This window comes from Streptomyces sp. QH1-20 (assembly GCF_041283565.1).
GTDB classification, from domain to species: domain Bacteria; phylum Actinomycetota; class Actinomycetes; order Streptomycetales; family Streptomycetaceae; genus Streptomyces; species Streptomyces syringius.
The window spans coordinates 5489125-5513915 of the sequence record NZ_CP166299.1 but is presented as its reverse complement, the minus strand read 5'-3'; the positions used below and the strand labels follow the sequence as shown (position 1 = coordinate 5513915).

Genomic DNA, 24791 nt, shown 5'->3' with positions numbered 1-24791 from the left:
TCTCCTGCTCGCTACTGGTACATGTGAGCCAGAACCGATTGTTTCACGGGCCGGGCGGTACTGCCGCACCCCTAAGGACGCCCCTCCGACATCCCGTCGACGTCCACCGCCGAGCGCCCTACCCACGGGCGCAGGTATTGTCAAGAGGGAAAGGCCACCCTAACGGCTATTTTTTCAGCAGCAGCACTCGGCGAGAAAACAAGCGACGGAACAAGGAGAGCACGCGTGACGCGCAGCGTGTACGTGACCGGGACCGACCGGGGCGACGGCCGCCAGGTCATCGAGCTGGGAGTCATGGAGCTCCTGACCCGCCACGTGGACCGGGTGGGTGTCTTCCGCCCGCTCGTTCACGACCACGGACCGGACCGTCTCTTCGACCTCCTGCGGTCGCGCTACCGCCTCGGGCAGTCGCCCGAGTCCGTCTACGGTCTGACCTACGGCGAGGCCTCCGCCCTCCAGGCCGAGCGCGGCATGGACGAGCTGGTCTCGGCCCTCGTCGAGCGCTTCCTCGCGGTCGCCCGGGAGTACGAGTACGTCCTGGTGCTCGGCACCGACTTCGCCGCCACCAACGTCCCCGACGAGCTGGCCCTCAACGCCCGGCTGGCGAACGAGTTCGGCGCCTCCGTGATCACCGTCGTGGGCGGCCAGGACCAGGCCGCCGAGGCCGTGCGGGCCGAGGCGGCCAACGCCTACCGCGCCTACGAGGCGCTGGGCTGCGATGTCGTGGCGCTCGTCGTCAACCGTGTCGCGCCCGCCGACCGCGCGGCCGTCGCCGAGGGGCTCGCCGCGCATCTGCCGGTGGCCTGCTACGCGCTCCCCGAGGACGGCTCGCTGTCCGCGCCGACCGTGGCGCAGATCGTCCGCAAGCTGGGCGCCGAGGTGCTGCTCGGTGACGACGCGGGGCTCAACCGCGACGCCCGCGACTTCGTCTTCGGCGGCGCGATGCTCCCCGCGTTCCTGCCCGCCCTGACCGAGGGCTGCCTGGTCGTGACCCCCGGGGACCGCACCGACCTGATCATCGGCGCGCTGGCCGCGCACAGCGCGGGCGCGCCGCCGATAGCCGGACTGCTGCTCACCCTCGACGAGCGCCCCGGCCCGAGCATCCTGGCCCTCGCCGGCCGGCTGGCCCCGGGCACCCCGGTGATCTCCGTGCCCGGTGGTTCCTTCCCCACCGCGGCCGAGCTGTTCGCGATCGAGGGCAAGCTGAACGCCGCGTCGCCGCGCAAGTCGGAGACCGCGCTCGGTCTGTTCGAGCGCCATGTGGACACCGCCGAGCTGACCAACCGCATCTCCGTGGCCCGCTCCAGCCGGGTCACGCCGATGATGTTCGAGCACGAGCTGATCGAGCGCTCCCGCTCCGGGCGTCGCCGGGTGGTCCTGCCCGAGGGCACCGAGGAGCGCGTGCTGCGCGCCGCCGATGTGCTGCTGCGCCGCGACGTCTGCGATCTCACCCTCCTGGGTGAGGAGGAAGCGATCCGCAAGCGCGCCGCCGAGCTGGGCATCGATCTGACCGAGGCGCAGCTCATCGACCCGCAGACGTCCCCGCTGCGCGAGCGCTTCGCCGAGCTGTACGCGCGGGTCCGCGCCCACAAGGGCATGACGGTGGAGCTGGCGCACGACGTCGTCGCCGATGTGTCGTACTTCGGCACCCTGATGGTCCAGGAGGGCCTGGCCGACGGCATGGTCTCGGGCGCGGTGCACTCCACGGCCGCCACCATCCGGCCCGCCTTCGAGATCATCAAGACCGCGCCGGGCGCCCAGATCGTCTCCTCGGTCTTCTTCATGTGCCTGGCCGACCGGGTCCTCGTCTACGGCGACTGCGCGGTCAACCCGGACCCGAACGCCGAGCAGCTCGCGGACATCGCCATCCAGTCCGCCGCGACCGCCGCCCAGTTCGGCGTGGAGCCGCGGATCGCGATGCTGTCGTACTCCACCGGTACCTCCGGGTCCGGCGCGGACGTCGACAAGGTCCGTAAGGCCACCGAGATCGTCCGTGAGCGCCGCCCGGACCTCCTGGTCGAGGGCCCGATCCAGTACGACGCCGCCGTGGACGCGTCCGTCGCGGCGACCAAGCTCCCGGGCTCGGAGGTCGCCGGCAAGGCCACCGTGCTGGTCTTCCCGGACCTGAACACGGGTAACAACACCTACAAGGCCGTCCAGCGCTCGGCCGGCGCGGTCGCGGTCGGCCCGGTCCTGCAAGGCCTGCGCAAGCCCGTCAACGACCTGTCGCGCGGCGCGCTCGTGCAGGACATCGTCAACACGGTCGCCATCACCGCCATCCAGGCGCAGGGCGAGCAGCGCCCCTGACGCCCGTACGGCCGTACGGGGACCGCCCGGTTCCCGTACGGCCGCGTCCCGCCCCCCTACGACGCCCAGCATCGCCCCCAACCCGGAAAGCCCTCCATGACTGCCAACGCCACCCGAGTCCTCGTCCTCAACTCCGGTTCCTCGTCGGTGAAGTACCAGCTGCTCGACATGGCCGACGGTGCCCGGCTGGCCGTCGGGCTGGTCGAGCGCATCGGTGAGGAGACCTCCCGGCTGACGCACACGCCGCTCGCGACGGGCGGTGCCAAGCGCGAGCGCGAGCAGCCGATCGCCGACCACGAGGCCGCGCTGCAGGCCGTCGCCGGGGAGCTGGCGGCGGACGGGCTGGGGCTGGACTCCCCGGAGCTGGCCGCGATCGGCCACCGGGTGGTGCACGGCGGCAAGAAGTTCACCGAGCCGACGGTGATCACCGACGAGGTGACGGCGGAGATCGAGCGGCTGGTGCCGGTCGCGCCGCTGCACAACCCGGCCAACATCACCGGCATCCGGGTGGCCCAGGCGCTGCGCCCCGACCTCCCGCAGGTCGCGGTCTTCGACACCGCCTTCCACACCACGATGCCCGAGGCCGCCGCGCGCTACGCGATCGATGTGGAGACGGCCGACGCGCACCGCATCCGCCGTTACGGCTTCCACGGCACCTCGCACGCCTATGTCTCGCGCGAGACCGCCAAGCTGCTCGGCAAGGACCCCTCCGAGGTCAACGTCATCGTGCTGCACCTGGGCAACGGCGCCTCCGCCTCCGCCGTCCGGGGCGGTCGCTGCGTCGACACCTCCATGGGGCTGACCCCGCTGGAGGGCCTGGTCATGGGCACCCGTTCCGGTGACATCGACCCGGCGGTCATCTCCCACCTGGCGCGCAACGCGGACATGTCCATCGACGAGATCGACTCGCTCCTCAACAAGAAGAGCGGTCTGATCGGACTGTGCGGCGACAACGACATGCGCGAGATCCGCCGGCGGATCGACGCGGGCGACGAGCGGGCGGCGCTCGCCTTCGACATCTATGTGCACCGGCTGAAGAAGTACATCGGCGCCTACTACGCGGTCCTCGGCAAGGTCGACGCCGTGGCCTTCACGGCGGGCGTCGGCGAGAACGCGGCCCCCGTGCGGGAGGCCGCCGTGGCCGGTCTGGAGGAGCTGGGCCTGGCCGTGGACGCCGATCTCAACGCCGTCCGGGGCGACGAGGCGCGGCTGATCTCCCCCGAGTACGCCCGGGTCGCGGTGGCGGTCGTCCCCACCGACGAGGAGCTGGAGATCGCCACTCAGACGTACGCCCTGGTCAGCGCTTGATCGACGGCCGGCTCCGGTCGTTCCCCCCGCTCGAATATTCCGCTCCGAAACAAACCGATAGGATCTGCCCCATGCGCCGTTCCAAAATCGTCTGCACCCTGGGCCCCGCCGTCGACTCCTTTGACCAGCTGAAGACGCTGATCGAGGCCGGTATGAACGTGGCCCGCTTCAACATGAGCCACGGGACCCACCAGGAGCACGAGGAGCGGTACGACCGCCTCCGTAAGGCCACCGAGGCGACCGGCCGCGCGGTCGGCGTCCTCGCCGACCTCCAGGGCCCGAAGATCCGTCTGGAGACCTTCGCGGACGGCCCCGTCGAGCTGGTGCGCGGTGACGAGTTCACCATCACCATCGAGGACGTCCCCGGCGACAAGACGATCTGCGGCACGACCTACAAGGGTCTGCCGGGCGATGTCTCCAAGGGCGACCAGATCCTGATCAACGACGGCAACGTCGAGCTGCGCGTCACCGAGGTCCAGGGCCCCCGGGTCAAGACCATCGTGATCGAGGGCGGTGTGATCTCCGACCACAAGGGCATCAACCTGCCCGGCGCGGCCGTCAACGTCCCGGCGCTGTCCGAGAAGGACATCGAGGACCTGAAGTTCGCCCTGGACATGGGCTGCGACATGGTCGCGCTGTCCTTCGTCCGCGACGCGAAGGACGTCCTCGACGTGCACCGCGTGATGGACGAGGTCGGCCGCCGGGTGCCGGTCATCGCCAAGGTCGAGAAGCCGCAGGCCGTGGCCAACATGCAGGACGTCGTCATGGCGTTCGACGGCGTGATGGTGGCCCGTGGCGACCTGGCGGTGGAGTACCCGCTGGAGAAGGTCCCGATGGTGCAGAAGCGCCTCATCGAGCTGTGCCGCCGCAACGCCAAGCCGGTGATCGTGGCGACCCAGATGATGGAGTCGATGATCACCAACTCGCGGCCGACCCGCGCCGAGGCCTCCGACGTCGCCAACGCGATCCTCGACGGCGCGGACGCGGTCATGCTGTCCGCCGAGTCCAGCGTCGGCGCGTACCCGATCGAGACCGTCAAGACGATGTCCCGCATCGTCGAGGCGGCCGAGGAGGAGCTGCTCTCCAAGGGTCTCCAGCCGCTGGTGCCGGGCAAGAAGCCGCGCACGCAGGGTGGTTCCGTCGCCCGCGCGGCCTGCGAGATCGCGGACTTCCTGGGCGCGAAGTCGCTGGTCGCCTTCACCAAGTCCGGTGACACGGCCCGCCGTCTGTCCCGCTACCGCACGGCCCAGCCGATCCTGGCCTTCACCACGGACGCCTCGACCCGCAACCAGCTCGCGCTGAGCTGGGGCGTCGAGACCTACGTCGTCCCGCACGTGGAGAACACCGACGCCATGGTCGACCTGGTCGACGCCGAGCTGCTCAAGCTCAACCGCTACGGCGAAGGCGACACCATGATCATCACGGCCGGTTCGCCCCCCGGCATCCCCGGCACCACCAACATGGTGCGGGTGCACCACCTGGGCGAGAACCGCTAGGTCTCCCGCTCACCGCACGAACGGCCGTGGCCGCCACCCCTGGAGACAGGGGTGGCGGCCACGGCTGTTTCGGTTCCCACGGAGTCGTCCGCACCTCCGCTGCGCGGCGATGTCCTCAATCGCCGGACAGGCCCTGCACCGGTCTACGGATACGTCCCATCCGTCAGGTACTGGTGCAGATTCGGGATGGCGAGGGTGCCGCCGAACTGACCCGCCTGCCGGATCTTGACGTCGGTGAAGACGAGCTCCGGCAGGGACAGCGGGGGCGGGCTCTCCGGGCTGAAGGTGACCTTGAGCGTGGGGATGCCCAGGAGGTTGAGGGTGCCCTTGAGCTCCTCGGTGTACATGGTGACCTTGCTGTTGCGGATCGTGGACGTCTGCCCCATGCCCGTGACGTGGTACTGCTTGCCGCCGCTGTTGACGATCTGATGCAGGTCCTTGATGTCCAGTGCGCTCGCGGTGAACTTCAGGACCTTCTTCCGCTGCCCGTTCACCATCGTGATCTCTTTGATGCCCTCGTACTTGAGGCCGTGCAGGGAGAGTTTGCTGGTCTCCAGGTACCAGGGCTGCGTCGGGAAGGCGTGCTGCTCGTTCTCGTCCGTCACGGCCCGGCTGGGGCAGGGCGTCTCCTCGGACCCGTCGGCATCCGCGTCCGCGCTCGCGCTGGTGCTCGGCGAGGGGGACGGCGACGAGGTGGCGGAGCCGGACGGCGTGGGCTCCTTGGTCGGCGTGGGCTTCTTCGACGGCCGGGCCTTGTCGGCCGGCGTCCCGGTGGACGGAACGGGCTTCCCCGGCTCGGCGGGCTTCGAGGCCGACGGGCCGGTCGACGTGCTCGGCGGCGTGACGGGCGCGGCCTTGTCGCCCTGGTCCGACTTGCTGCCCGTGAGGATCTCCCCGAGCTTCTCGCCGAGGCCCAGGGGATCCAGCGGGTTCGTGGCCTTGGAGGCCGACGGGGTGGGGGTGGGAGTGGGAGTCGCCGAAGGGGACGTCTTGGGCTCGGCGGGGCGCTTGCGGGGCACGGCGGGAGACGCCGGCGGTGAGGGCGTTCCGGGCTTCGTCGCCTTCCCGTCCGGCTTCTCGGCGTCCTTCCCCGTGTCCTTCTCGGCGTCCTTCCCTGCGTCCTTCCCCGCGTCCTTCGCGGAGCCGCTCGGGTCGGGACGGGGAGTCGCCTCGGCCGTGCCGCTGGGCGTCCCGCTCGGTGTCCGGTCCGGTGCCGTGACACACGGTCCGTCCAGGAAGGGGTTCTTGGGTACGGGCTTGGCCTGTGCCAGCTGGGGTGTGAAGCCCATTCCCATCAGCACCGCGGTGGGCATCGCGGCCAGTGCCACAGCCTTGCCGGCGGGCATGTGCAGCCGGTTCAGCAGCGGCTTCCTGGGCGCGGCGTGCCGCGGCCCGGTTCTCGACCGGCCGGCCGGCCCGGGGGCCGCGCCTTCTTCGCGAGCGTCGTCAGTCGCCACGGTGCCCCCCGTCGAATTCGCCACCCGGCGTCGTTCCTGACACCTCACCCCGGGGGGAGGTGTCCTTCGTCAGCCGCACCGGCTCGTCCGAAGGCTCGGTCGCGGCCGGGGCGGCGATCGGCTTGCCGGGCATCCAGGACACGCTGAGCGCGCCGCCGATCAGAGCCAGCAGGAAACCGATCAGGAACGCACCGATGTTGGAGACGACCAGGGAGACGAGCGCGAGCAGGATGGCCGCCACGCCCGCGAAGATGCGCGACTGCTGCTGGAACCACATGGTCAGGCCCAGCACGACCAGCAGCACACCGATGATCAGCGAGCCGGCGCCCGCCGTGGTGGCCATGCGGATGCTCAAGTCGCCCAGCGTCATGGTCTGGTACGGGATGTACATGATCGGAATCCCGGCCAGCAAGGTCAACAGCCCGGCCCAGAAGGGGCGCTGCCCGCGCCAGTGCCGGAACGAATGACGGAAGCGGCGGAAATTGTCGATCGGCTGGGGGCGCGTGTCGGCGCTCATGGCGTACAGCTCCTCGGAACCGGCGAATCGGTGGAACCTGAACTCGGCGCCACTGCTCCGACGGTGCGGGGCGCGGCGCGGTACGGGTACGGGGGCGCGAAGAAGGGCCCCCGTACCCGCCCGTTCAGTGCGTCAGTTGTTCTTGCAGTCGGCTTCGCCCATGTTGACGCCCATCTTCAGGCCGGGAAGCGTGAACGATCCGGCCGAGGTCGCCCAGGCACGCTGGTGGACATTGGTGAACTCCACCTCGTCGGCCTGCTGGGCGAACGAGCCCGGTACATAGCCGCCGCGCTCACCGTGCGCACCACCGGGCTTGGCCGGGCCTGGGCCCTTGGTGGTGTCGGTCACCGAGACGCCGATGTCCACATTGGTGAACTTCGCGTTGGCCTGGAGGTCGTCGGCGTCGATGTAGAGCTTCTCCGCCTGGACCTTGTCCTTGCCGGTGCCGGCCTGCAGCTTCATCGACACCCTGCCGAACGGGGTGGGGATGGTGACCGCCTGGCAGAGCTTGGTGATCTCCGCTTTCTCGATACCGACCACCGCGACCGGCTTGTTTCCCTGCTTGGTGACGTCGTTCGCCCCGTACTGGACGAAACCCCAGCCGTGCAGGCTCTCGGCCGCCACTTCGAATTGCTGCCCCGACACACTGAAGGACGCCGCGAGGGCGCCCTGTGCGAGGGCCACTCCGATGGCGGCCGTCGCCGCGACGCTGGGCACCATGACGACGGCGAACCGCTTCCATCTGGTGCCGCCGCGAGTCGTCATCGACTCCATGACTTTCCTCCTTCTCGGACGTACATCTCCGGCAAGGGCTGGGACCCGTGCCCGGGATGGGAGAAGTGCTACGTCCTCGGGAAGGAGCGCCGTCGCTTCGGTGGCGCCAACCGCTCCGCACCCGACACTCCGGCGATCACCCCCGAGCGACAACCACTGGCCACGCCTTCGCGCAACCTCGGGGACAGGCACCGCCGTTGGCGACGGAGACCCCCCTGTCCCAAGGCCGGCTGATGGTGCCGCCGGCCACCCGGTGGGGACCCATCACCCCCGGGCGCGGGCCAGTTGGGGCCGTGCCGGGGGAATGGACCGAGCTTGGCCGATCGTGGTCCATTCCCGGCCGGGGCACAAGAGGTTCGTTACTAGCGAGTAACGGGGGGATAACCGAAGGGCGACCGACCCGCATCGGCCGGGCGTGCGAGAGCGCCGGAGTGTGGCCGGACAGAAGGGGTGCGAAAGAGAAAACCCGGGCGAAGGGCCCGGGTTTTCTTACTGCCAGTAACAGCAGCGCGGTTTATCAAGTTTTGGTAAAGCGCCGCCGTCGCCTCGTTGGTGGTGCGGGAGGTACGGGAGTCCGTCAGAACAGCGCGCGGGAGAGCGCGGTACGCGCTGCGGCCACCCGCGGATCATCCGGACCGATCACCTCGAAGAGCTCCAACAGCCGCACCCGCGCCGCGTCCCGGTCCTCGCCGGCCGTCCGCTTCACCGCGTCGATCAGACGACCGAAGGCGTCCTCGACATGCCCGCCGACCAGGTCGAGATCGGCGGCGGCGAGCTGCGCCTGTACGTCGGCGGGGCGCTCGGCGGCGTCCCGGCGGACCTTCTGCGGGTCCAGGTCCTGGACGCGCTGGAGCAGTTCGGCCTGGGACAGACCGAGCTTCGCCTCCAGGTTGCCCGGGTCGTCGGACAGCACGTTCTTGTACGCCTGGAGGGCGCCGCCCAGGTCACCGGCGTCCAGCGCCTCGTGGGCCAGGGCAAGGGCGCTGTCGTGCGGGCCCGCGGGCGGCTGCGGCGCGGCAGCGGCCGCCGACTCGTCGGCCGCACCGGGCTGCACCGGCGCGCCCACGATCCCGAAGCGCTGCTCCGAGACCTGGATGAGCTGGTCCAGCACCTGGCGGATCTGCCCCTCGGGCGCGGCGCCCTGGAACAGCGGCAGGGCCTGCCCGGCCACCACCGCGAAGACCGCGGGGATGGACTGCACGCCGAACTGCTGGAAAAGCATCTGGTTGGCTTCGACGTCGACCTTGGCGAGCACGAACCGGCCGGCGTACTCCGCCACCAACCGCTCCAGCAGCGGGCCGAGCTGCTTGCACGGCTCGCACCATTCGGCCCAGAAGTCGATGACGACCGGCACCTCGGCGGAGCGCTGGAGGACTTCGAGCTCGAAGCCCGCCTCGTCGACGTCGAAGACGAGGCCGGAGGCCCCGACGGGCGGCGTACCGCCCTGGCGCGCCGCTTCGGCGCGCGCCTGCTCGGCCTTCTGCTTGGCTTCCCCGGCCGCCTTCACCGCGGCGAGGTCGACCACTCCACTCATGGACATGTTCCGTGGCTGCATGGGCCTATCCTCCCCCCTCCGCGCGGCGATCGGAAAAACGCACGTCGTCACGTGATCCCATAGCGCTTCGCAATCGACACCGGGTCCCCACCCGGCATCCGTGGTTGTCGCTCTTTCGCTACGAGTCGTAGCGTAACTGCAACCCCATATCCCTCCGCAAGCATTTCCGGTGATCTGCCTCACGGACAGGCGCACACAGGGGCGCACGAAGAGGCGCACGAGGGGCACGCTTCCTCGGTCGTACTCATGGGTAAGGTCGCGGGCATGACTTCCGCCTCCCCCTCCGGGCGCCGGACGGGCCGCCCGCGCAGCGCCGAGGCCGACCGCGCCATCCTCGACGCGACGCGCGCGGCGCTGGTCGAACTCGGCTGGGGAAAGCTGACGCTGGGCGACGTGGCGGCCCGCGCCGGGGTCGCGAAGACCACCCTCTACAGACGCTGGGCGGGCAAGAGCGAACTCGTCGTGGACGCCGTGGCGGCCCTCTTCGACGAGCACTTGGAGCTCCCCGACCGGGGCAGCCTCCAGGCCGACATCGAGGGGGTCGTCCTGCAGTTCGCCGCCCTGCTGGAACGCCCGGAGACGAAGACGGCCCTGATGGCCGTGGTGGCCGAATCCACCCGGGACGACGCCCTGCGCTCCCGGATCCGCTCCGCGATCGTGGACCGGCAGAAGACCCTGGTGCTCCTGGGACGGGAACGGGCACAGGCCCGGGGTGAACTACCCCACGAGCCGGACCCGGCCACGGCCGGCCGCAACACCGACCTGATCTTCGACGTGGTCGCGGGCACGGTGCTGCACCGCACGCTGGTCAGCGCGGAGGCCGTGGACGGGGAGTGGGCGCGGAGCTTCGCGGCGCTGGTGGTGGGAGGACTGGCGTCGGTGGGCACTCCGTACCCACCCAGCCCGTCCGGCGTTTGAGGACGGGTCCGGGGCGGAGCCCCGGGTCAGAACCCGTCAGAACCCCGCCGGCTCGACGTACGTCCCCCACTCATCCCGCAGCACATCGCAGATCTCCCCCAACGTGGCCTCGGCGCGCACCGCCTCCAACATCGGCTCGATCATGTTCGAACCACCCCGCGCAGCGTCGAGCATCGCGCTCAGCGAAGCCTTCACCTTGGCGTCGTCACGGCCGGCCTTCCGCCCGCCCAGGACCCGGACCTGCTCCCGCTCGACCTCGTGGCTGACCCGCAGGATCTCCAGATCGCCGGTCACCGACCCGTGGTGGCAGTTGACGCCGACGACCCGCTTGTCCCCCTTCTCCAGGGACCGCTGGTACTGGAAGGCGGACTCGGCGATCTCGCCCGTGAACCAGCCGTCCTCGATGCCGCGCAGGATGCCGGACGTGATCGGGCCGATGGGGTGCTCGCCGCCGTCCCGCACGGCACGGGTGCCGCGCTCGCGGATCTGCTCGAAGATCTTCTCCGCGTCGGCCTCGATCCGGTCGGTGAGCTGCTCGACGTACCAGGAACCGCCGAGCGGGTCCGCGACATTGGCGACGCCGGTCTCCTCCATCAGCACCTGCTGCGTGCGCAGGGCGATCTCGGCGGCCTGCTCGCTCGGGAGGGCGAGGGTCTCGTCGAGGGCGTTGGTGTGCAGGGAGTTCGTGCCGCCGAGGACGGCGGACAGGGCCTCCACGGCCGTGCGGACGACGTTGTTGTACGGCTGCTGCGCGGTCAGTGACACGCCCGCCGTCTGGGTGTGGAAGCGCAGCCACTGGGCCTTGTCGGTCTTGGCGCCGTAGACGTCCCGCATCCAGCGGGCCCAGATGCGGCGGGCCGCGCGGAACTTGGCGATCTCCTCGAAGAAGTCGAGGTGCGCGTCGAAGAAGAAGGAGAGCCCCGGGGCGAAGGTGTCGACGTCGAGGCCCCGGGAGAGCCCGAGCTCCACGTAGCCGAAGCCGTCGGCGAGGGTGTACGCGAGCTCCTGCGCGGCCGTGGCCCCGGCCTCACGGATGTGGTAGCCGGAGACGGAGAGGGGCTTGTAGGCGGGGATGGCGCGGGCGCAGTGCTCCATCAGGTCGCCGATCAGGCGCAGGTGCGGCTCGGGCGGGAAGAGCCACTCCTTCTGCGCGATGTACTCCTTGAAGATGTCGGTCTGGAGCGTGCCGTTGAGCACGGCGGGGTCGATGCCCTGCCGCTCGGCGGCGACCAGGTACATGCAGAAGACGGGCACGGCCGGCCCGCTGATCGTCATCGAGGTCGTGACGTCACCGAGCGGGATGTCCTTGAAGAGGACCTCCATGTCGGCGGCGGAGTCGATGGCGACGCCGCAGTGGCCGACCTCGCCGAGGGAGCGGGCGTCGTCGGAGTCGCGGCCCATGAGGGTCGGCATGTCGAACGCGACCGAGAGCCCGCCGCCGCCCGCGGCGAGGATCATCTTGTACCGCTCGTTGGTCTGCTCGGCGTTGCCGAAGCCGGCGAACTGGCGGATGGTCCAGGTCCGGCCGCGGTAGCCGGTCGCGTGGAGGCCCCGGGTGAAGGGGTACTCACCGGGCCAGCCGATCCGCTCGAACCCCTCGTAGGAGTCACCGGGACGGGGCCCGTAGACCGGGTCGACCGGGTCACCGGAGAGCGTGGTGAAGTCCGCGTCCCGCTTGCGTGCCGCGTCGTAACGGGCCTGCCACCGACTGCGCCCTGCCTCGATCGCCTCTGCGTCCATAACGCTGCCTGCCGCCTCTCGCGCTGCCCGCCGCCTCGCGGGGCCAGATTTACTAGGACGTCCTAGTAAATGGTCGCGCACAAACGCCCCGGACACAAGGCTTGTCCGGGGCGGTGGTGTGGGATGCGGGTCGAGGAGCGGCGGCGCTCAGGCGCCGACCGGCTCCGCGGTGCCCTCGATCAGCGGCTCCAGCTCCCGGGCGACCTTGCGCTCGACGAAGAACGCGGCCGTGGGGATGGTGCCCGCGAGCAGCACCCACACGAGCTTGCCGAACGACCACTTGGCCTTGGAGCCCATGTCGAAGGCGAAGATCAGGTAGAGGACGTAGAGCCAGCCGTGCGCGATACCGACGAGGCTGACGAAACCGTCCGCGCCGTCCATCGTGAGCAGGTACTTGGCGATGACGCCGATCGTCAGCAGGACCAGCAGCACACCCGTGACGTATGCCATCACGCGGTAGCGGGTCAGCACGCTCTTCTTCACTGAGGGGTTCCTCGCATTACCGTCTCGGAGCAGCCGCCTCCCGGGGCGGAAGACCGCGGCAGTAGTCGAGCGTAACGCCATCTTCCGGGGCGATCTTCGCCGCCCCTGGCCCAGCGGGCGGCTCGCCGAATCCAGCCCGTCCGGCGATTGAGGACACCGCCGCGCAGCGGAGGTGCACACGCCACGGCCCGCAGGGGCTAGCCCTCGGCCGGCTCCTCCGCGAAATCCGCCGCCGCCACCCGCAGTGGCCTCAGCATCGTGAAGATCTCCGTGCACTCCTCCGCGTCGTACGCGCCGAGGCCGAAGTCCATGGCCATCAGATCGCGCGTGGCCGACTCGACGACCTCGCGCCCCTTGTCGGTGATCGAGGCGAGCGTGCCGCGCCCGTCGTTGGGGTTGGGCCGCTTGTCGACGAAGCCGGCGGTCACCAGCCGGTCGACGGTGTTGGTGACCGAGGTCGGGTGGACCATCAGCCGCTCGCCGATCTTCGACATCGGCAGCTCGCCCGCCTTGCTGAATGTGAGCAGCACCAGGGCCTCGTAGCGCGCGAAGGTCAGCCCGTACGGCTTGACGACCGCGTCGACCTGTCCGAGCAGGATCTGCTGGGCGCGCATGATCGAGGTGATCGCGGCCATGGACGGCACGGATCCCCAGCGCTGCTTCCAGAGCTCGTCGGCTCGGGCGATGGGATCGAAGGGGAGGCTGAGGGGCTTCGGCACGGCACCGAGCCTACCCGGCGGCCATATCCTGGTCGCCGGTATCTCGCACTCCGGACGCGCTTGCCGAGTCCTCGGCTGCGGCCCGTCGTTGCCGCCTGCGGCGGCGAGCGCCCTGCGGGCGCGTCCTCAATCGCCGGACGGGCTGATTTCGGAACCGCCCGGTTCCTACTTCGGCTTTGCCTCTCTCACCAGCTCCACCGCCGCGAGCAGGCTCAGGCCCCGCTCCGCGTCCCGTACCGCCTTGACCGCGCGGACCTCGTGCTTGACCGGGTCCACTCCCGCCTCCGCGAGGACACCGCGCACCCACTCCACACGCGCCTCCGCCGCCGGGCGGCCCCCGTACTCGGCGACGATCGCGGCGGCGCGCTCCAGGCCCGGCCGCTCCGCGTCACTCGCACCGGCCAGCGCCTCGCGTATCGCGTCGGCGACCGCCTCGGTGTCGCGCAGCACGAGGACCTCGTGCTCGAGCCCGGTCTTCTTGCCACCGCTCAGGAAATCCAGCATCCGGCCACTCCCCCGGTTGATTCGATCTTGATCAGGCAGCCGAGCGTACGACAAGCCGCACCACGACACCCACCGCCACCGTCCCCGACAGCCCTACCCCCGCCACCACGACGTGCACCGGCGCGAACTCCGCGGCCACGCCCGCGAGTGCCATGCCCAGGCCCTGGATCGTCATCATCCCGGCCGTCTGGAGCGTCATCGCCCGCCCGCGCAGCTCTTCGGGCACGGCCGCGATGAACCACTGGTCCAGGCCCAGCGTGTACGCCATGCCCGTGCCGGCCAGCGCCACGATCAGCAGGGCCCACCCCAGCGACGGCCGGAACGCGTACGCGAGGAACGGCAGCAGGGTCGCCGCCGCCACCGGCAAGGTGATCCGCTCCCGGGCCCGCGCGCTCAGCACCGACCCCGCGAGCATCTCCCCCACGATCGAACCCACCGGCATCCCGCACATCAGCAGCCCCAGGCCCACCGGGCCCACCCCGATCGCGTCCGCGTACGGCGCCGCGAGGGCCTCCGGGGCGACGAGGAGGAACGGCGGCACCCAGGTCAGCAGCAGCAACGCCCGTATGCGCCGGTCGGCGAAGAGCTGCCGGGCGCCGGACAGCGAGGACTTCACCAGTGCCCCGCCCGCGCCCGCACGCGACGGTCGCCGCCGCGTCCCGAAGCGCAGCAGTGCCGCCGAGCCCAGGAAGCCGACGACCGTGGCGACCAGCACCTCGCGCGGCGACGCCATCGTCAGCAGCACCCCGCCCGCCGCGAACCCGGCGAGCTGCGCGCCCTGCGAGACGATACGGATCAGCGAGCGCCCCAGGACGAAGAGTTCGCCCTCGCCGAGGATGTCGCCCAGGGTCGCCGCCCTGGTCCCGCCGAAGACGGGTGCGACGGCGGCGAGGACGCAGCGCAGGGCGAGCAGCCCGGCGATCGGTGTCGCGGGCAGCGCCATGGTCGCGGCGGCCCCGGCGCACACCAGGTCGCAGACCACCAGCACCCGCCGGGCGGGATATCGGTCGGCCATGCCGGACAGCAGCGTGCCGCCCGCGACGTACGGCAGGAAGCCGAGGGCGAAGGTCAGCGCGGTCAGCATCGGCGACCCGGTCAGCCGGTAGACGAGCACGGACAGTGCGATCTCCCCGACGACGATGCCGAGCAGGGACAGCAGATGGGCGGCGAAGACGGTACGGAACTCACGCACGGCGAAGACGGCGGCGTAGCCCGCGGGGGCGACGGCAGGGGCGGAAGACATGCCGGTCAGCGTGCCGAGGGCGACCGAGGGGAACTAGTGTTTCGGCTGGATCCGAAAGAAAGACTGCAAGATGCCCTTCCATATGCGGTTCGGCGCCGACGATCTGCTGCGCTGCCGGTTCGGGATCTCCCCTCTGTGGGAGACCCACCAGGCGCTGTACACCTTGCTGCGCCCGGAGCGGCACGGCTACCACCTGCCGTGGCTGCGCCGGATGCGGGAGGCGGTCGAGCGGCTGGACCTCGCGCGGATGGCGCTGCTGGCCCCCGCCGCTTCCGGCGGCTACCACCCGGACTTCCTCTGCCCGCCGCCCGTCGGCCCCCTGTCGTCGTTCGAGGACGAGCTGGCGCGCGTGAGGGCCACCGACCCGGCGGTCGTCCACGCCGAGCTGGCCCGGTCCATGGCCGATACCCCGGGCGCGGCCGAGTCCGTGCCCGGCCGGGCGCTGCTGGCCGACCCGGTGCGCGCCCTCGGCGAGCTGACCGGTCTGCTGGAACAGGCCTGGCTCACCCTGCTGGCCCCCGACTGGCCGCGGCTGCGCGCCCTGCTGGAGGCCGATGTCGCCTTCCATACGCGGCGGCTGGCGGAAGGCGGCCTGGAGCGGCTCTTCGCGGATCTGCATCCGCGGCTGGTCTGGTCGGACGGCACCCTCACGATCACCAATCGCGGCGATCACGTCCGGGAACTGGGCGGTCAGGGGCTGATGCTGGTGCCGAGCGTCTTCGCGTGGCCGGAGGTGATCGGCGGTTTCGACGCTCCCTGGCAGGCGACCGTGATCTACCCGGCGCGCGGCATCGGCGGCCTGTGGGCCGAGCCGGACGCGGAGACGTCGGACGCGCTCGTCCGTCTCCTCGGCCCGAACCGCGCCGCCGTCCTGTCCGCTCTGGACGAGCCCGCCTCCACCACCACCCTGGCCCACCGCCACGGCCTCGCCCTGTCGTCGGTCTCCGCGCACCTGTCGGTACTGCGGGCAGCCGGCCTCCTGACGTCCCGCCGCCACGGCCACCAGGTCCTGTACGAACGCACGCCCCTGGGCATGGCGCTGGCGGGGAGATGAGAGGCGGGGCCACCGGGGCCTGGAGGGAGCCTCCCGTACTTCGGGGGGATTCCCCCCGATCACACCCGGGTGCTGGTCCCGTGGGAACGCGGTCGCGCGATTCCTAGGTTGGTGGCCATGAACACCCCCCTGACCGCGGCGACCGCCGCGACCCTGGCCGTCCTCGTCCTCGCGGGGTCCGCGGAAGCCCGCGCCGACCAGCCGCAGTCCACGCCGAAGCCGGGCATTTCCGCGGCCCCCGCGGCCACCGAGGCGCTCGACCGCTTCTACCGGCAGGACGTCTTATGGGGGCCGTGCGAGGCCCCGGCCCTGGCGAAGTCCGGGACCGAGTGCGCGAAGGTCACCGTGCCGCTCGACTACGCCGCTCCTGACGGCCGCACCCTCTCCCTCGCCGTCTCCCGGATCAAGGCCACCGGTCCGCGCACCGCGCGCCGGGGCATCATCCAGACCAACCCCGGCGGCCCCGGCGGCCGTGGCCTGGACTTCCCCGCCACGCTGCGCGCCAAGATGACCCCGCAGGTGGCGGCGGCGTACGACGTCATCGGCATGGACACCCGCGGCCTGGGGAAGAGCGAACCGCTCGACTGCGGGCTGAACAGCCTCAGCTGGATGCGGGGCACCGGCTTCGACCGTGCCTCATTCGACCGGGTCTCGAAGCAGGCCATCGGCGACGCCGCCAAGTGCGACGCCAAGTACGGCGACTCGCTGCGGCACTACTCCACGCGCAACATCGCCCGCGATGTGGACATCGTGCGCGGTGCCCTGCGCGAGCGGAAGACCTCGTGGTTCGGCCAGTCCTACGGCACCTACCTGGGCGCCGTGTACGCGCAGATGTTCCCGGGCAAGGTGGACCGGCTGGTCCTCGACAGCGCCCTGGATCCCCGCAAATACGGCCCCGCGACGATCCAGGCGATGGGTCCGGCCAATGAGAAGGCGCTGGACGACCTCGCCGCCTGGGCCGCCCCGCGGGACGCGGTCTACCACCTGGGGAAGACGCCCGCGGCCGTGCGCGCCACGGCCGAGGGCCTGGTGCGCCGGGCCGCCGAACGCCCGATCGCCATCGGTGGGTACCGGCTCGACGAGCAGACCCTGCCGTTCATCCTCTTCGCCATGGGCACGGACGACTTCGACAACAAGGAGTACGCCGCCATCCTGCGGCAGCTCGCCGACGCCGCGGCGGGCCGGAAGGTGGAGCCGACCGAGCGGCTGGCCGGTCTGCTGGCCGCCGTGTTCCGCACCGCCGCCGACGAGACCGGCACCGGGCCCGACTACGCCTCGCAGCTCGCCGTCCTCTGCGCGGACACCACGATGCCGGGCGACCCCGAGAGCTACCGCAAGACCATCGAGCGGGTCCGCCGCACACAGCCGGTCTTCGGCCCCCTCGTCAATGCCCCGATGCCGTGCGGCTGGTGGAAGCACAAGCCGCACGAGCGGCGCACCGAGATCGACAACACCGTCCCGGCCCTCCAGCTCCAGGCCACCGGCGACACCCGCACCACCTACGAACAGGGCCTCGGCATGCACAAGGCGATGCGCGGCTCCAAGCTCGTGACCGTCCCCGTACGGACCCACGCCGTGTTCGGCTACTACCCCAACGCCTGCGCCAACAAGGCGGTCAACGACTACTTGCTGACCGGCAACCTGCCCACGGCCGACACCACGTGCGAGCGCGACTGATCCGGCAGAAAAACGGCTCGGCCCGGGACGCACACAGGTGTGCGTCCCGGGCCGAGCCGTTCGTGATTTCGGGTCACCCCTCGGAGAGATACCGCTCCACCGTGTCGACCTTCGACGTCAGTCCGTTCGTCACGCCCGGCCGGATGTCCGCCTTCAAGACGAGCGACACCCGCCCGCACCGCGCCTCGACGGCGGCCACCGCGCGCTTGACGACGTCCATGACCTCGTCCCACTCGCCCTCGACGGACGTGAACATCGCGTCCGTGCGGTTCGGCAGGCCGGACTCACGCACCACGCGCACCGCGTCGGCCACGTACTCGCCGACGTCCTCACCCACGCCCAGCGGGGAGACGGAGAAGGCGACGATCATGCGTTGACCACGCCTTCCTTGCGGGCGCGGGCGGCGATGACGCTCGCCTCGGCCTCACGGCGCAGCATGCGGTCGGCGAAGAAGCCGCCGGTCGGCAGGACGGAGAGGACGAAGTAGAGGGCGGCGGTCTTCAGGCCCCACTTGGTCTTGTTCCAGGCGTCCAGCCAGAAGAGCACGTAGATCACGAACAGCACGCCGTGCACGGCGCCCATCACGGGCACCGCGTTGAAGTCCGTGGTCCGCTTGAGCACCGAGCAGAGCAGCAGCAGCAGGAAGGAGACGGCCTCCGGGGCGGAGACCAGGCGGAGTCGGCGCAGGGCGGATGCGGTCGTCATGTCCACGGGGGCACGCACCTTCTATTAGCGAGTGGCGGATCGGCTACGGCTTGTGACGGCATTCACAAACCACCCCATTGTTGCAGCTCGCGAGTTGATCAAGCCCGCCGGGTCCGCCCCGAAGCGCCCCCGGATGTCCGCCGCTCTCCCGTCGGCCTCCCGGCGGTCCCCCGCCGGCCTCCCACCCACCTCTCGTTGATCTTCCTTCGGGACTTCTTCGGGCCGGTTCCGGGACCATGGGGCCTGTTGGAGCGGTATGTCCTGCCGCTAGCGTCTGATCCGTGGCTCAGTTTCGGCTCCAAGGGAGCAAAGTCCTCGCCGTCGACATGGCGGGTGACGCGGTCAAGGCCAAGAACGGCGCCATGGTCGCGTACGAGGGCGAGATGACGTTCAAGAAGATGACCGGCGGCGGTGACGGCCTGCGCGGCATGGTCACCCGTCGGCTCACCGGCGAACAGATGGAAGTCATGGAGGTGAAGGGACACGGCACCTGCTACTTCGCCGACCGCGCGAGCGAGATCAATCTCGTCACGCTGCACGGCGACACGCTGTACGTCGAGTCGAGCAATCTGCTCTGCACGGACAGCGGCCTCCGCACGGGCACCTCGTTCACCGGCCTGCGCGGCGCCTCGCAGGGCACCGGGCTGTTCACGACCACCGTCGAGGGCTCCGGCCAGGCCGCGATCATGTCGGCCGGCACGGCCGTCGTCCTGCGGGTGACGCCGAACATGCCGCTCCAGGTCGACCCCGGCGCCTACATCGCCCACACCGGCAAGCTCAAGCAGCACTTCCAGTCCGGGGTGAACTTCCGGACGTTCATGGGCGAGGGTTCCGGCGAGGCCTTCCAGATCCGCTTCGAGGGCGAGGGGCTCGTCTACGTGCAACCCAGCGAGCGCAACACCATCGGGGGTGACGTCTGATGCCCTTCCGGCTTCTGAACTCGCGCATGGTCGAAGCCAGCGTCCTGCCGGGCCAGCGGCTCTTCAGCCAGCGCGGCGCGATGCTCGCCTACCAGGGCGACGTCTCCTTCACCCCCAGCATCACCGGCGGCCAGGGCGGCGTCATGGGGATGATCGGCCGCCGGATCGCCAATGAGGCCACCCCGCTGATGACCGTCGAAGGCAGCGGCACGGTCATGTTCGGCCACGGCGGCCACCATGTCTCGGTGATCGAGCTGTCCGGCGACACCCTCTACGTCGAGGCCGACCGGCTGCTCGCCTTCGACGGCACACTCCAGCAGGGCACGATGTTCATGGGGTCCCAGGGAGGTGTGATGGGCATGGTGCGCGGCCAGGTCACCGGCCAGGGGCTCTTCACCACCACCCTCAAGGGCCATGGCGCGGTGGCGGTGATGGCCCACGGCGGCTTCATCGAGCTGCCCATCGCCCCGCAGCGCCCCGTCCACGTCGACCCGCAGGCCTACGTCGCCCACCGCGGCGACGTCCGCAACAAGCTCTCGACCGCCCTCGGCTGGCGCGAGATGGTCGGCCGCGGCTCGGGCGAGGGCTTCCAGCTGGAGCTGTCCGGCAGCGGCACGGTGTACGTACAGGCGTCGGAGGAAAAGCTGTGAACGGCCCGGTCATCCATGACGCGACCACGCTTCCGGTCGACGACAACGTCAATCCGTACGCGTTCTCCGTCGATCTCAACGGCCAGTGGTTCCTGCAGAAGGGGAAGATGATCGCCTACTACGGGCGCATCGACTTCCACGGCATCGGCCACGGTCCCCTCGACCGTCTCATCCGCAGCAGCTTCCACTCCCCGCTGCACGCCTCGGACTGGGTCGTCGCCGAGGGCCAGGGCAAGATGCTCCTCGCGGACCGTAGCTTCGACGTCAATTCCTTCGACCTCGAAGACGGCAACCTCACCGTTCGCTCGGGCAATCTCCTCGCCTTCCAGCCCTCGCTCTCGCTGAAGCAGTCGATCATCCCCGGCTTTCTGACGCTGATCGGCACGGGCAAGTTCGTGGCCGCCTCCAACGGCCCGGTCCACTTCGTCGAACCCCCGATCCGCGTGGACCCCCAGGCCCTCGTCGGCTGGGCCGACTGCCCTTCCCCTTGCCACCACTACGATCACCAGTACCTGAAGGGCGTCCTCGGTGGCATCCGCTCCCTGACGGGCCTCGGCGGCACATCGGGCGAGGAGCATCAATTCGAGTTCGTCGGTGCCGGTACGGTGCTCCTGCAGTCCACCGAGCAACTGATGGACGAGCAGAACACGGGCGTCACGCCACAGCAGGCCGGCGTTCCGAACGCAACACCGGCAAACCAGCCAATGACACCCCGGATGCCCGGCCAGCTCGGAGACCTCCAGCGTCGCTTCGGGCTGTGAGCGGTACCCTGCGGAGTGTGACGCCGAACGCGTGACTTCTCAGTCCCGATCGCTCCGCAAAGACCATTGGTTCATCTTTCAACTTTCTTAGGTAGAATCCATCTATGGACACCGAGAACGGCACCCGTTGGCTCAGCGACGAGGAACAGCGCGCCTGGCGTGCCCACCTGGAGGTCAGCCGACTGCTGATGCACCAGCTCGAACGGGACCTCCAGCCGTTCGGACTCACCAATAACGACTACGAGATCCTGGTCAACCTCTCGGAGTCCGAGGACCACCGGATGCGGATGAGCGACCTCGCCACCGCGACCCTCCAGTCCAAGAGCCGTCTCTCGCACCAGATCACCCGCATGGAGACGGCGGGCCTCGTCCGCCGCGAGAACTGCGAGTCGGACCGGCGCGGCCTCTTCGCCGTCCTCACCGACCAGGGCTGGGAGACGATGCGCGAGGTCGCTCCGCACCATGTCGCCTCGGTGCGCGAGCACTTCATCGACCTGCTGTCCCCCGAGGACCTCAAGGCGCTCCACGCCGCCCTCGCCCCGATCGCAAAGCGGCTGCGCACGACGCGCGGTCGCGTCTGACCTCTCCCCTCTCGGGGCCCCCGGTCACTCCGTCGCTCCCGTCACTCGGGAGCGGGGAGTTTCCCCGAACCCGGCTCATATGCCCCTTGCCCGGCAATAGCGTCGCCAGTAACGACATGGGTACGGGAAAGGCGGGGTGCCGTGACCGGAGAGACCTCCCAGCCGCCGATGGCATGGCGGTATTGCGGGAACCAGATCAAACTGTGGCGAACTCAAGCGGGTATCTCCCGCGAGGAGTTGGGCAAGGAAGCCGGGTACGAGTACGAGTCGGTCAAGTCGATGGAGCAGGGGCGGCGGAAGCCGCAGCTTCGACTCCTTGAAGTGGCGGACCAGATGTGCGGGGCGCGGGGGTTGTTGCTCGCGGCGCAGGATTATCTGAAGCCGGAGAAGTTCCCGGTGCGCACGCAGGAGTTCATGACGGCCGAGGCCGAGGCCATTGCGCTGCACTCGTACGAGGCCGTACTCATCCCAGGCCTCCTGCAGACCGAGGAGTATGCGCGGACTCTCATGACCAACCGCTGCCCGCCGCTGGATGACGAGACGGTAGAGGAGCGAGTGTCGGGCCGCATGGAGCGCCAGGAAAAGCTGGCGGGCAAGCCAACCGTCCCGTTCAACTTCGTGATCTACGAAGCGGCCTTACGCACCATGGTGGGCGGACCGGAGCTAATGAAGCGCCAGCTTGACCAGCTCCTGCACGTCGGCAGGTTGCGCAATGTGACCATCCAGGTCCTACCCGCCGACCGAGGCGCCCACGCAGGGCTGAGCGGTCCGCTAGTGCTGTTGGAGTCCGCCGATCACGAGCAGCTTGCCTACGTGGAAGGCCAGGAAACAGCGGCTCTCTACGAAGACCCTGAGAAGATCAGCCTCCTCTCGCAACGCCATGGCATGATCCGCATGCAGGCGCTCAGCATTGAGGAATCGGCGGAGTTCATCAGAAAGCTGGCGGAGGAGATATGGACACCGAGCTGACGTGGTTCAAGTCCAGTCACAGCGACGACGAGGGCGGCAACTGCGTCGAAGTCGCCCTCGCCTGGTGCAAGTCCAGCTACAGCGACTCCGGCGGCGGCGCCTGCGTGGAAGTCGCCGCCCCGCACCCCCACACCATCCACATCCGAGACTCGAAGCTCGGGTCCGGACCGGAGGTCCGCGTAACGGCGGCGACCTGGGCGAAGTTCATATCTCATATAGCCGAGGCTTGAGCGTCGGGCTTCGGGGGTCGGGATCCGAGCTCCTTACCAACGGAATGGTGGGAAAGAGATAACCCACCCACCCTCCCAACTCCCGCATGCACTCGTACAGATGACTTTTTCGCGACGAGGTCACGGCGACGCGCAGCGCCCGGTAGCGTGCGGAGCAACAAACAACCCCCGCTGGTGTTAGCGCACCGAACGGGGGTCTGACCACCAAGATCGAGGACACGATCCCGTGGCTGTTGCCAACCTTATCGCTGCCCCGCCCATGGCCGCACCGGGCTACGGAAAACGCTCCGCGCCCGGAGAAGCTCCCCGCCGTCGGGACGACTTCACGCACTTACCGGCCCGTGAGGCGTCCATCGCCACGCACATCGACCGCCTGCCGGACGGTGCGGCGATCGACACGAAGACGCTGGCCAAGGAGCTGGCGGCCTACGGCCAGCAAGCGATCCGCACCGCGCTCAACGCCCTTTCCGTGGCTGGCCACTTGCGCCGCGTACGGGAACCGGTCGGGGACGGCCGGACGCAGTGGGTGTTCCGTACGTACTTCTCGCGAACCGCCCGCAGCGATGCCTGGTGGAGCCGCTTCCTGGCGGGAGACGTACCGGAGACGGAGGCGGAACCGCAGGCACCTGCGCCACAAGCTCGGCAGCCGAAGCGGACGGACGCCTACGAGGCGCTGGCCGCACTCGGCCGGACCGACGCCCGCCTGACACTCTCGGCGGCGGACTGCAAGGCCCTGGAACCCCTGGCCGCCGAATGGCTGGCACGCGGGGTGCGGTCGGCGGACTTCGCGACGACCCTCACCGCCGGACTTCCGGACGTCATCCACTCCCCCGGAGCGTTCACCCGAAAGCGGCTGGTGGACAAACTCCCACCCGAGCCACCCCGAACGCCATCAGCTGAGCCGACCCCGCGCAGCCGCATCATGGAATGCACGGGTTGTGGGATCGCGGGCCGCCCGGAAGCCCTCCCCGGCGGCCTCTGCCGAACCTGCCGAGGTGAAGTGCCCAACGACCCCGCCCCGGCGGCCGACTGGATCCACTCCCAAGTCGACCGCCTACGCGCCGCCGCCCGGCACGCCCGCTGACGCGGACTCCCAGCGGCAGTGCAACGCCGTCGATTCCGCCCGGCACCCGCCGGACGGATTGCCCGGCCGACGATGGTCGTCTAGGAGAAGCCGTTGTACAGCAGCAGGTTGGGGGTGCTGCTGGGCAGACCTGTCACCGCATTCTTCGTGGCTGCGGAAAGGATCTTCGCGTTGGTCTGGGCGTTGGTCAGGTTCTGGGAGGAAAGGAAGATCGCCGCGACGCCGGCGGCGTGAGCGGCGGCCATCGCGGTCCCCGACTTCGTGGCGGCCGTGCCGACGCTGCCGGGCCATGTGGACACAATGTCCTTGCCGGGGCCCAGCACGTCGACGCATTTGCCGAAGTTGGAGCTGGGGAGGAGCTTGTCGTCCGGTGTCGTGGCGCCGACCGTCACCGCGTTGGGCGCGCTGGCCGGAGTTTCGGTGCAAGCGTCGGCCCCATGGCCTCCGGAGCCGACGACGACCACGAAGCCTTTCGAGTAGGCAGTCTGCACCGCATTGTTGATTGTGGTGCTCTTGGCCCAAGAGCTGCCGATGAGGATGACGTTGCCCTTCGTTCCCTTCTTGTCATTGACTGCCCAGTTGATGGCGGAGAGGAGGCCGGAGCCAGTGGAGGTGCCGTCGCAGTCGGCGACCTTCACGGCAACGAGACTGGCCTTCTTCGCCACGCCGTACGTCTTGGCACCGACGGTGCCGGCCAGGTGCGTCCCCAGGCCGTTGCAGTCCCTGTCGCTGCTCCCGGCGAACCTCGCCCCGAAGCGAGCCCTGCCCTCGAACTCCGGGTGTGTGCTATGGACACCCGTGCTCAGGACGTATACAGAAACGCCCTCACCTGCGGCGTTGGGCGCCCTGTACTTCCACGGCCCGGGCCCCACAGGCTCCCGTTGCGAGATGCGCGCCAGACCCCAGCCGGCCCCCTCCTGCTCACCCGCCCAGACACTTCCCACCGCGCACATCATCAAGACGAGCGCTCCAGCCACCCCACGACTCCACGTCCCTCGTGCCACCACGTCTCCTCACTGCCGTCAGCCGCGCGGGACGGCCGCCCGCCCCTGGCAAACGAACCCACGCATCGGCGGACACTGGTGAGGCTGCTTCTTGAGCACTGCCACTGCGGGGTTGTGGCGGTCGAGCTCCTGAGC

Annotated in this window: 25 protein-coding genes; 13 read left to right on the top strand and 12 right to left on the bottom strand. The window is 69.9% G+C overall.

Going from position 1 to position 24791, the window contains the following annotated elements:
* The first annotated feature begins 225 nt into the window (after window positions 1–225).
* The 3 genes from pta to pyk all read left to right on the top strand — a co-directional run bounded on the left by pta (window position 226) and on the right by pyk (window position 5111).
* Window positions 226–2307 carry a phosphate acetyltransferase gene (pta, locus tag AB8O64_RS25185; RefSeq protein WP_356455890.1) on the top strand — a complete coding sequence of 694 codons (2082 nt, stop codon included), beginning with the start codon at window positions 226–228 and terminating at the stop codon, window positions 2305–2307.
* Window positions 2308–2403: 96 nt separating this feature from the next.
* Entirely contained in the window at window positions 2404–3615 is a 1212-nt protein-coding gene (locus AB8O64_RS25180; protein WP_370421557.1) for an acetate kinase, read from the top strand.
* Between the two features lie 71 nt (window positions 3616–3686).
* Window positions 3687–5111 (top strand): pyruvate kinase, encoded by a 1425-nt coding sequence (pyk, locus tag AB8O64_RS25175; protein WP_356455894.1) that lies wholly within the window; start codon window positions 3687–3689, stop codon window positions 5109–5111.
* A gap of 143 nt (window positions 5112–5254) precedes the next feature.
* On the opposite strand, the gene AB8O64_RS25170 is transcribed toward pyk, so the two are convergent.
* The 4 genes from AB8O64_RS25170 to AB8O64_RS25155 all read right to left on the bottom strand — a co-directional run bounded on the left by AB8O64_RS25170 (window position 5255) and on the right by AB8O64_RS25155 (window position 9414).
* Window positions 5255–6568: a hypothetical protein gene (locus tag AB8O64_RS25170; protein ID WP_370421556.1), complete on the bottom strand. Its 1314-nt coding sequence runs from the start codon at window positions 6566–6568 to the stop codon at window positions 5255–5257.
* Window positions 6558–7085: a DUF6114 domain-containing protein gene (locus AB8O64_RS25165; protein WP_356455898.1), complete on the bottom strand. Its 528-nt coding sequence runs from the start codon at window positions 7083–7085 to the stop codon at window positions 6558–6560. The genes AB8O64_RS25170 and AB8O64_RS25165 overlap by 11 nt, the downstream gene beginning before the upstream one ends.
* A gap of 132 nt (window positions 7086–7217) precedes the next feature.
* Window positions 7218–7859, bottom strand: a complete 642-nt coding sequence (locus tag AB8O64_RS25160) for a DUF6230 family protein (protein WP_366684558.1) — start codon at window positions 7857–7859, stop codon at window positions 7218–7220.
* 577 nt (window positions 7860–8436) lie between these two features.
* On the bottom strand, window positions 8437–9414 hold the full coding sequence (locus tag AB8O64_RS25155) for a tetratricopeptide repeat protein (protein WP_370421554.1): 978 nt from the start codon (window positions 9412–9414) through the stop codon (window positions 8437–8439).
* A gap of 264 nt (window positions 9415–9678) precedes the next feature.
* Here AB8O64_RS25155 and AB8O64_RS25150 point away from each other — a divergent pair, with 264 nt between their 5' ends.
* Window positions 9679–10332 carry a TetR/AcrR family transcriptional regulator gene (locus AB8O64_RS25150; RefSeq protein ID WP_370421552.1) on the top strand — a complete coding sequence of 218 codons (654 nt, stop codon included), beginning with the start codon at window positions 9679–9681 and terminating at the stop codon, window positions 10330–10332.
* Window positions 10333–10368: 36 nt separating this feature from the next.
* On the opposite strand, the gene AB8O64_RS25145 is transcribed toward AB8O64_RS25150, so the two are convergent.
* The 5 genes from AB8O64_RS25145 to AB8O64_RS25125 form a co-directional block, all read right to left on the bottom strand.
* Window positions 10369–12072 (bottom strand): methylmalonyl-CoA mutase family protein, encoded by a 1704-nt coding sequence (locus AB8O64_RS25145; protein WP_356455905.1) that lies wholly within the window; start codon window positions 12070–12072, stop codon window positions 10369–10371.
* A gap of 147 nt (window positions 12073–12219) precedes the next feature.
* Window positions 12220–12555 (bottom strand): DUF3817 domain-containing protein, encoded by a 336-nt coding sequence (locus AB8O64_RS25140; protein WP_130879986.1) that lies wholly within the window; start codon window positions 12553–12555, stop codon window positions 12220–12222.
* A 197-nt stretch (window positions 12556–12752) separates the two neighbouring features.
* Window positions 12753–13274, bottom strand: coding sequence for a MarR family winged helix-turn-helix transcriptional regulator (locus AB8O64_RS25135; protein ID WP_370421550.1), 522 nt, complete (start codon window positions 13272–13274; stop codon window positions 12753–12755).
* Between the two features lie 165 nt (window positions 13275–13439).
* A complete protein-coding gene (locus AB8O64_RS25130) occupies window positions 13440–13778 on the bottom strand; it encodes a hypothetical protein (protein WP_370421548.1) in 339 nt (112 codons plus the stop codon).
* A 31-nt stretch (window positions 13779–13809) separates the two neighbouring features.
* Window positions 13810–15021, bottom strand: a complete 1212-nt coding sequence (locus AB8O64_RS25125) for an MFS transporter (protein ID WP_370421547.1) — start codon at window positions 15019–15021, stop codon at window positions 13810–13812.
* Between the two features lie 70 nt (window positions 15022–15091).
* On the opposite strand from AB8O64_RS25125, the gene AB8O64_RS25120 reads away from it, so the two are divergent.
* Window positions 15092–16075, top strand: coding sequence for a DUF5937 family protein (locus AB8O64_RS25120; RefSeq protein WP_370421545.1), 984 nt, complete (start codon window positions 15092–15094; stop codon window positions 16073–16075).
* Between the two features lie 117 nt (window positions 16076–16192).
* Window positions 16193–17752 carry an alpha/beta fold hydrolase gene (locus AB8O64_RS25115; RefSeq protein ID WP_370421543.1) on the top strand — a complete coding sequence of 520 codons (1560 nt, stop codon included), beginning with the start codon at window positions 16193–16195 and terminating at the stop codon, window positions 17750–17752.
* A gap of 73 nt (window positions 17753–17825) precedes the next feature.
* On the opposite strand, the gene AB8O64_RS25110 is transcribed toward AB8O64_RS25115, so the two are convergent.
* Both AB8O64_RS25110 and AB8O64_RS25105 read right to left on the bottom strand, forming a co-directional pair.
* The gene (locus AB8O64_RS25110) at window positions 17826–18122 is read right to left on the bottom strand and encodes an MTH1187 family thiamine-binding protein (protein WP_184732477.1); all 297 of its coding nucleotides are present in this window, start codon (window positions 18120–18122) and stop codon (window positions 17826–17828) included.
* On the bottom strand, window positions 18119–18463 hold the full coding sequence (locus AB8O64_RS25105) for a DUF3817 domain-containing protein (protein ID WP_130879979.1): 345 nt from the start codon (window positions 18461–18463) through the stop codon (window positions 18119–18121). The genes AB8O64_RS25110 and AB8O64_RS25105 overlap by 4 nt, the downstream gene beginning before the upstream one ends.
* 275 nt (window positions 18464–18738) lie before the next feature.
* On the opposite strand from AB8O64_RS25105, the gene AB8O64_RS25100 reads away from it, so the two are divergent.
* The 7 genes from AB8O64_RS25100 to AB8O64_RS25070 all read left to right on the top strand — a co-directional run bounded on the left by AB8O64_RS25100 (window position 18739) and on the right by AB8O64_RS25070 (window position 23652).
* Window positions 18739–19377 carry an AIM24 family protein gene (locus AB8O64_RS25100; RefSeq protein WP_370421542.1) on the top strand — a complete coding sequence of 213 codons (639 nt, stop codon included), beginning with the start codon at window positions 18739–18741 and terminating at the stop codon, window positions 19375–19377.
* Window positions 19377–20027, top strand: a complete 651-nt coding sequence (locus tag AB8O64_RS25095) for an AIM24 family protein (protein ID WP_356455915.1) — start codon at window positions 19377–19379, stop codon at window positions 20025–20027. Before AB8O64_RS25100 ends, AB8O64_RS25095 begins: the two co-directional genes overlap by 1 nt.
* Entirely contained in the window at window positions 20024–20788 is a 765-nt protein-coding gene (locus AB8O64_RS25090) for an AIM24 family protein (RefSeq protein WP_209516886.1), read from the top strand. Before AB8O64_RS25095 ends, AB8O64_RS25090 begins: the two co-directional genes overlap by 4 nt.
* 104 nt (window positions 20789–20892) lie before the next feature.
* A complete protein-coding gene (locus tag AB8O64_RS25085; RefSeq protein ID WP_130879975.1) occupies window positions 20893–21369 on the top strand; it encodes a MarR family winged helix-turn-helix transcriptional regulator in 477 nt (158 codons plus the stop codon).
* A gap of 168 nt (window positions 21370–21537) precedes the next feature.
* Entirely contained in the window at window positions 21538–22338 is an 801-nt protein-coding gene (locus AB8O64_RS25080) for a Scr1 family TA system antitoxin-like transcriptional regulator (protein WP_370423962.1), read from the top strand.
* Window positions 22323–22568: a DUF397 domain-containing protein gene (locus tag AB8O64_RS25075; protein ID WP_370421540.1), complete on the top strand. Its 246-nt coding sequence runs from the start codon at window positions 22323–22325 to the stop codon at window positions 22566–22568. The genes AB8O64_RS25080 and AB8O64_RS25075 overlap by 16 nt, the downstream gene beginning before the upstream one ends.
* A 226-nt stretch (window positions 22569–22794) precedes the next feature.
* Window positions 22795–23652, top strand: coding sequence for a hypothetical protein (locus tag AB8O64_RS25070; RefSeq protein WP_370421539.1), 858 nt, complete (start codon window positions 22795–22797; stop codon window positions 23650–23652).
* Window positions 23653–23732: 80 nt separating this feature from the next.
* On the opposite strand, the gene AB8O64_RS25065 is transcribed toward AB8O64_RS25070, so the two are convergent.
* Entirely contained in the window at window positions 23733–24605 is an 873-nt protein-coding gene (locus tag AB8O64_RS25065) for a S8 family peptidase (protein WP_370423961.1), read from the bottom strand.
* Window positions 24606–24791 lie beyond the last annotated feature (186 nt).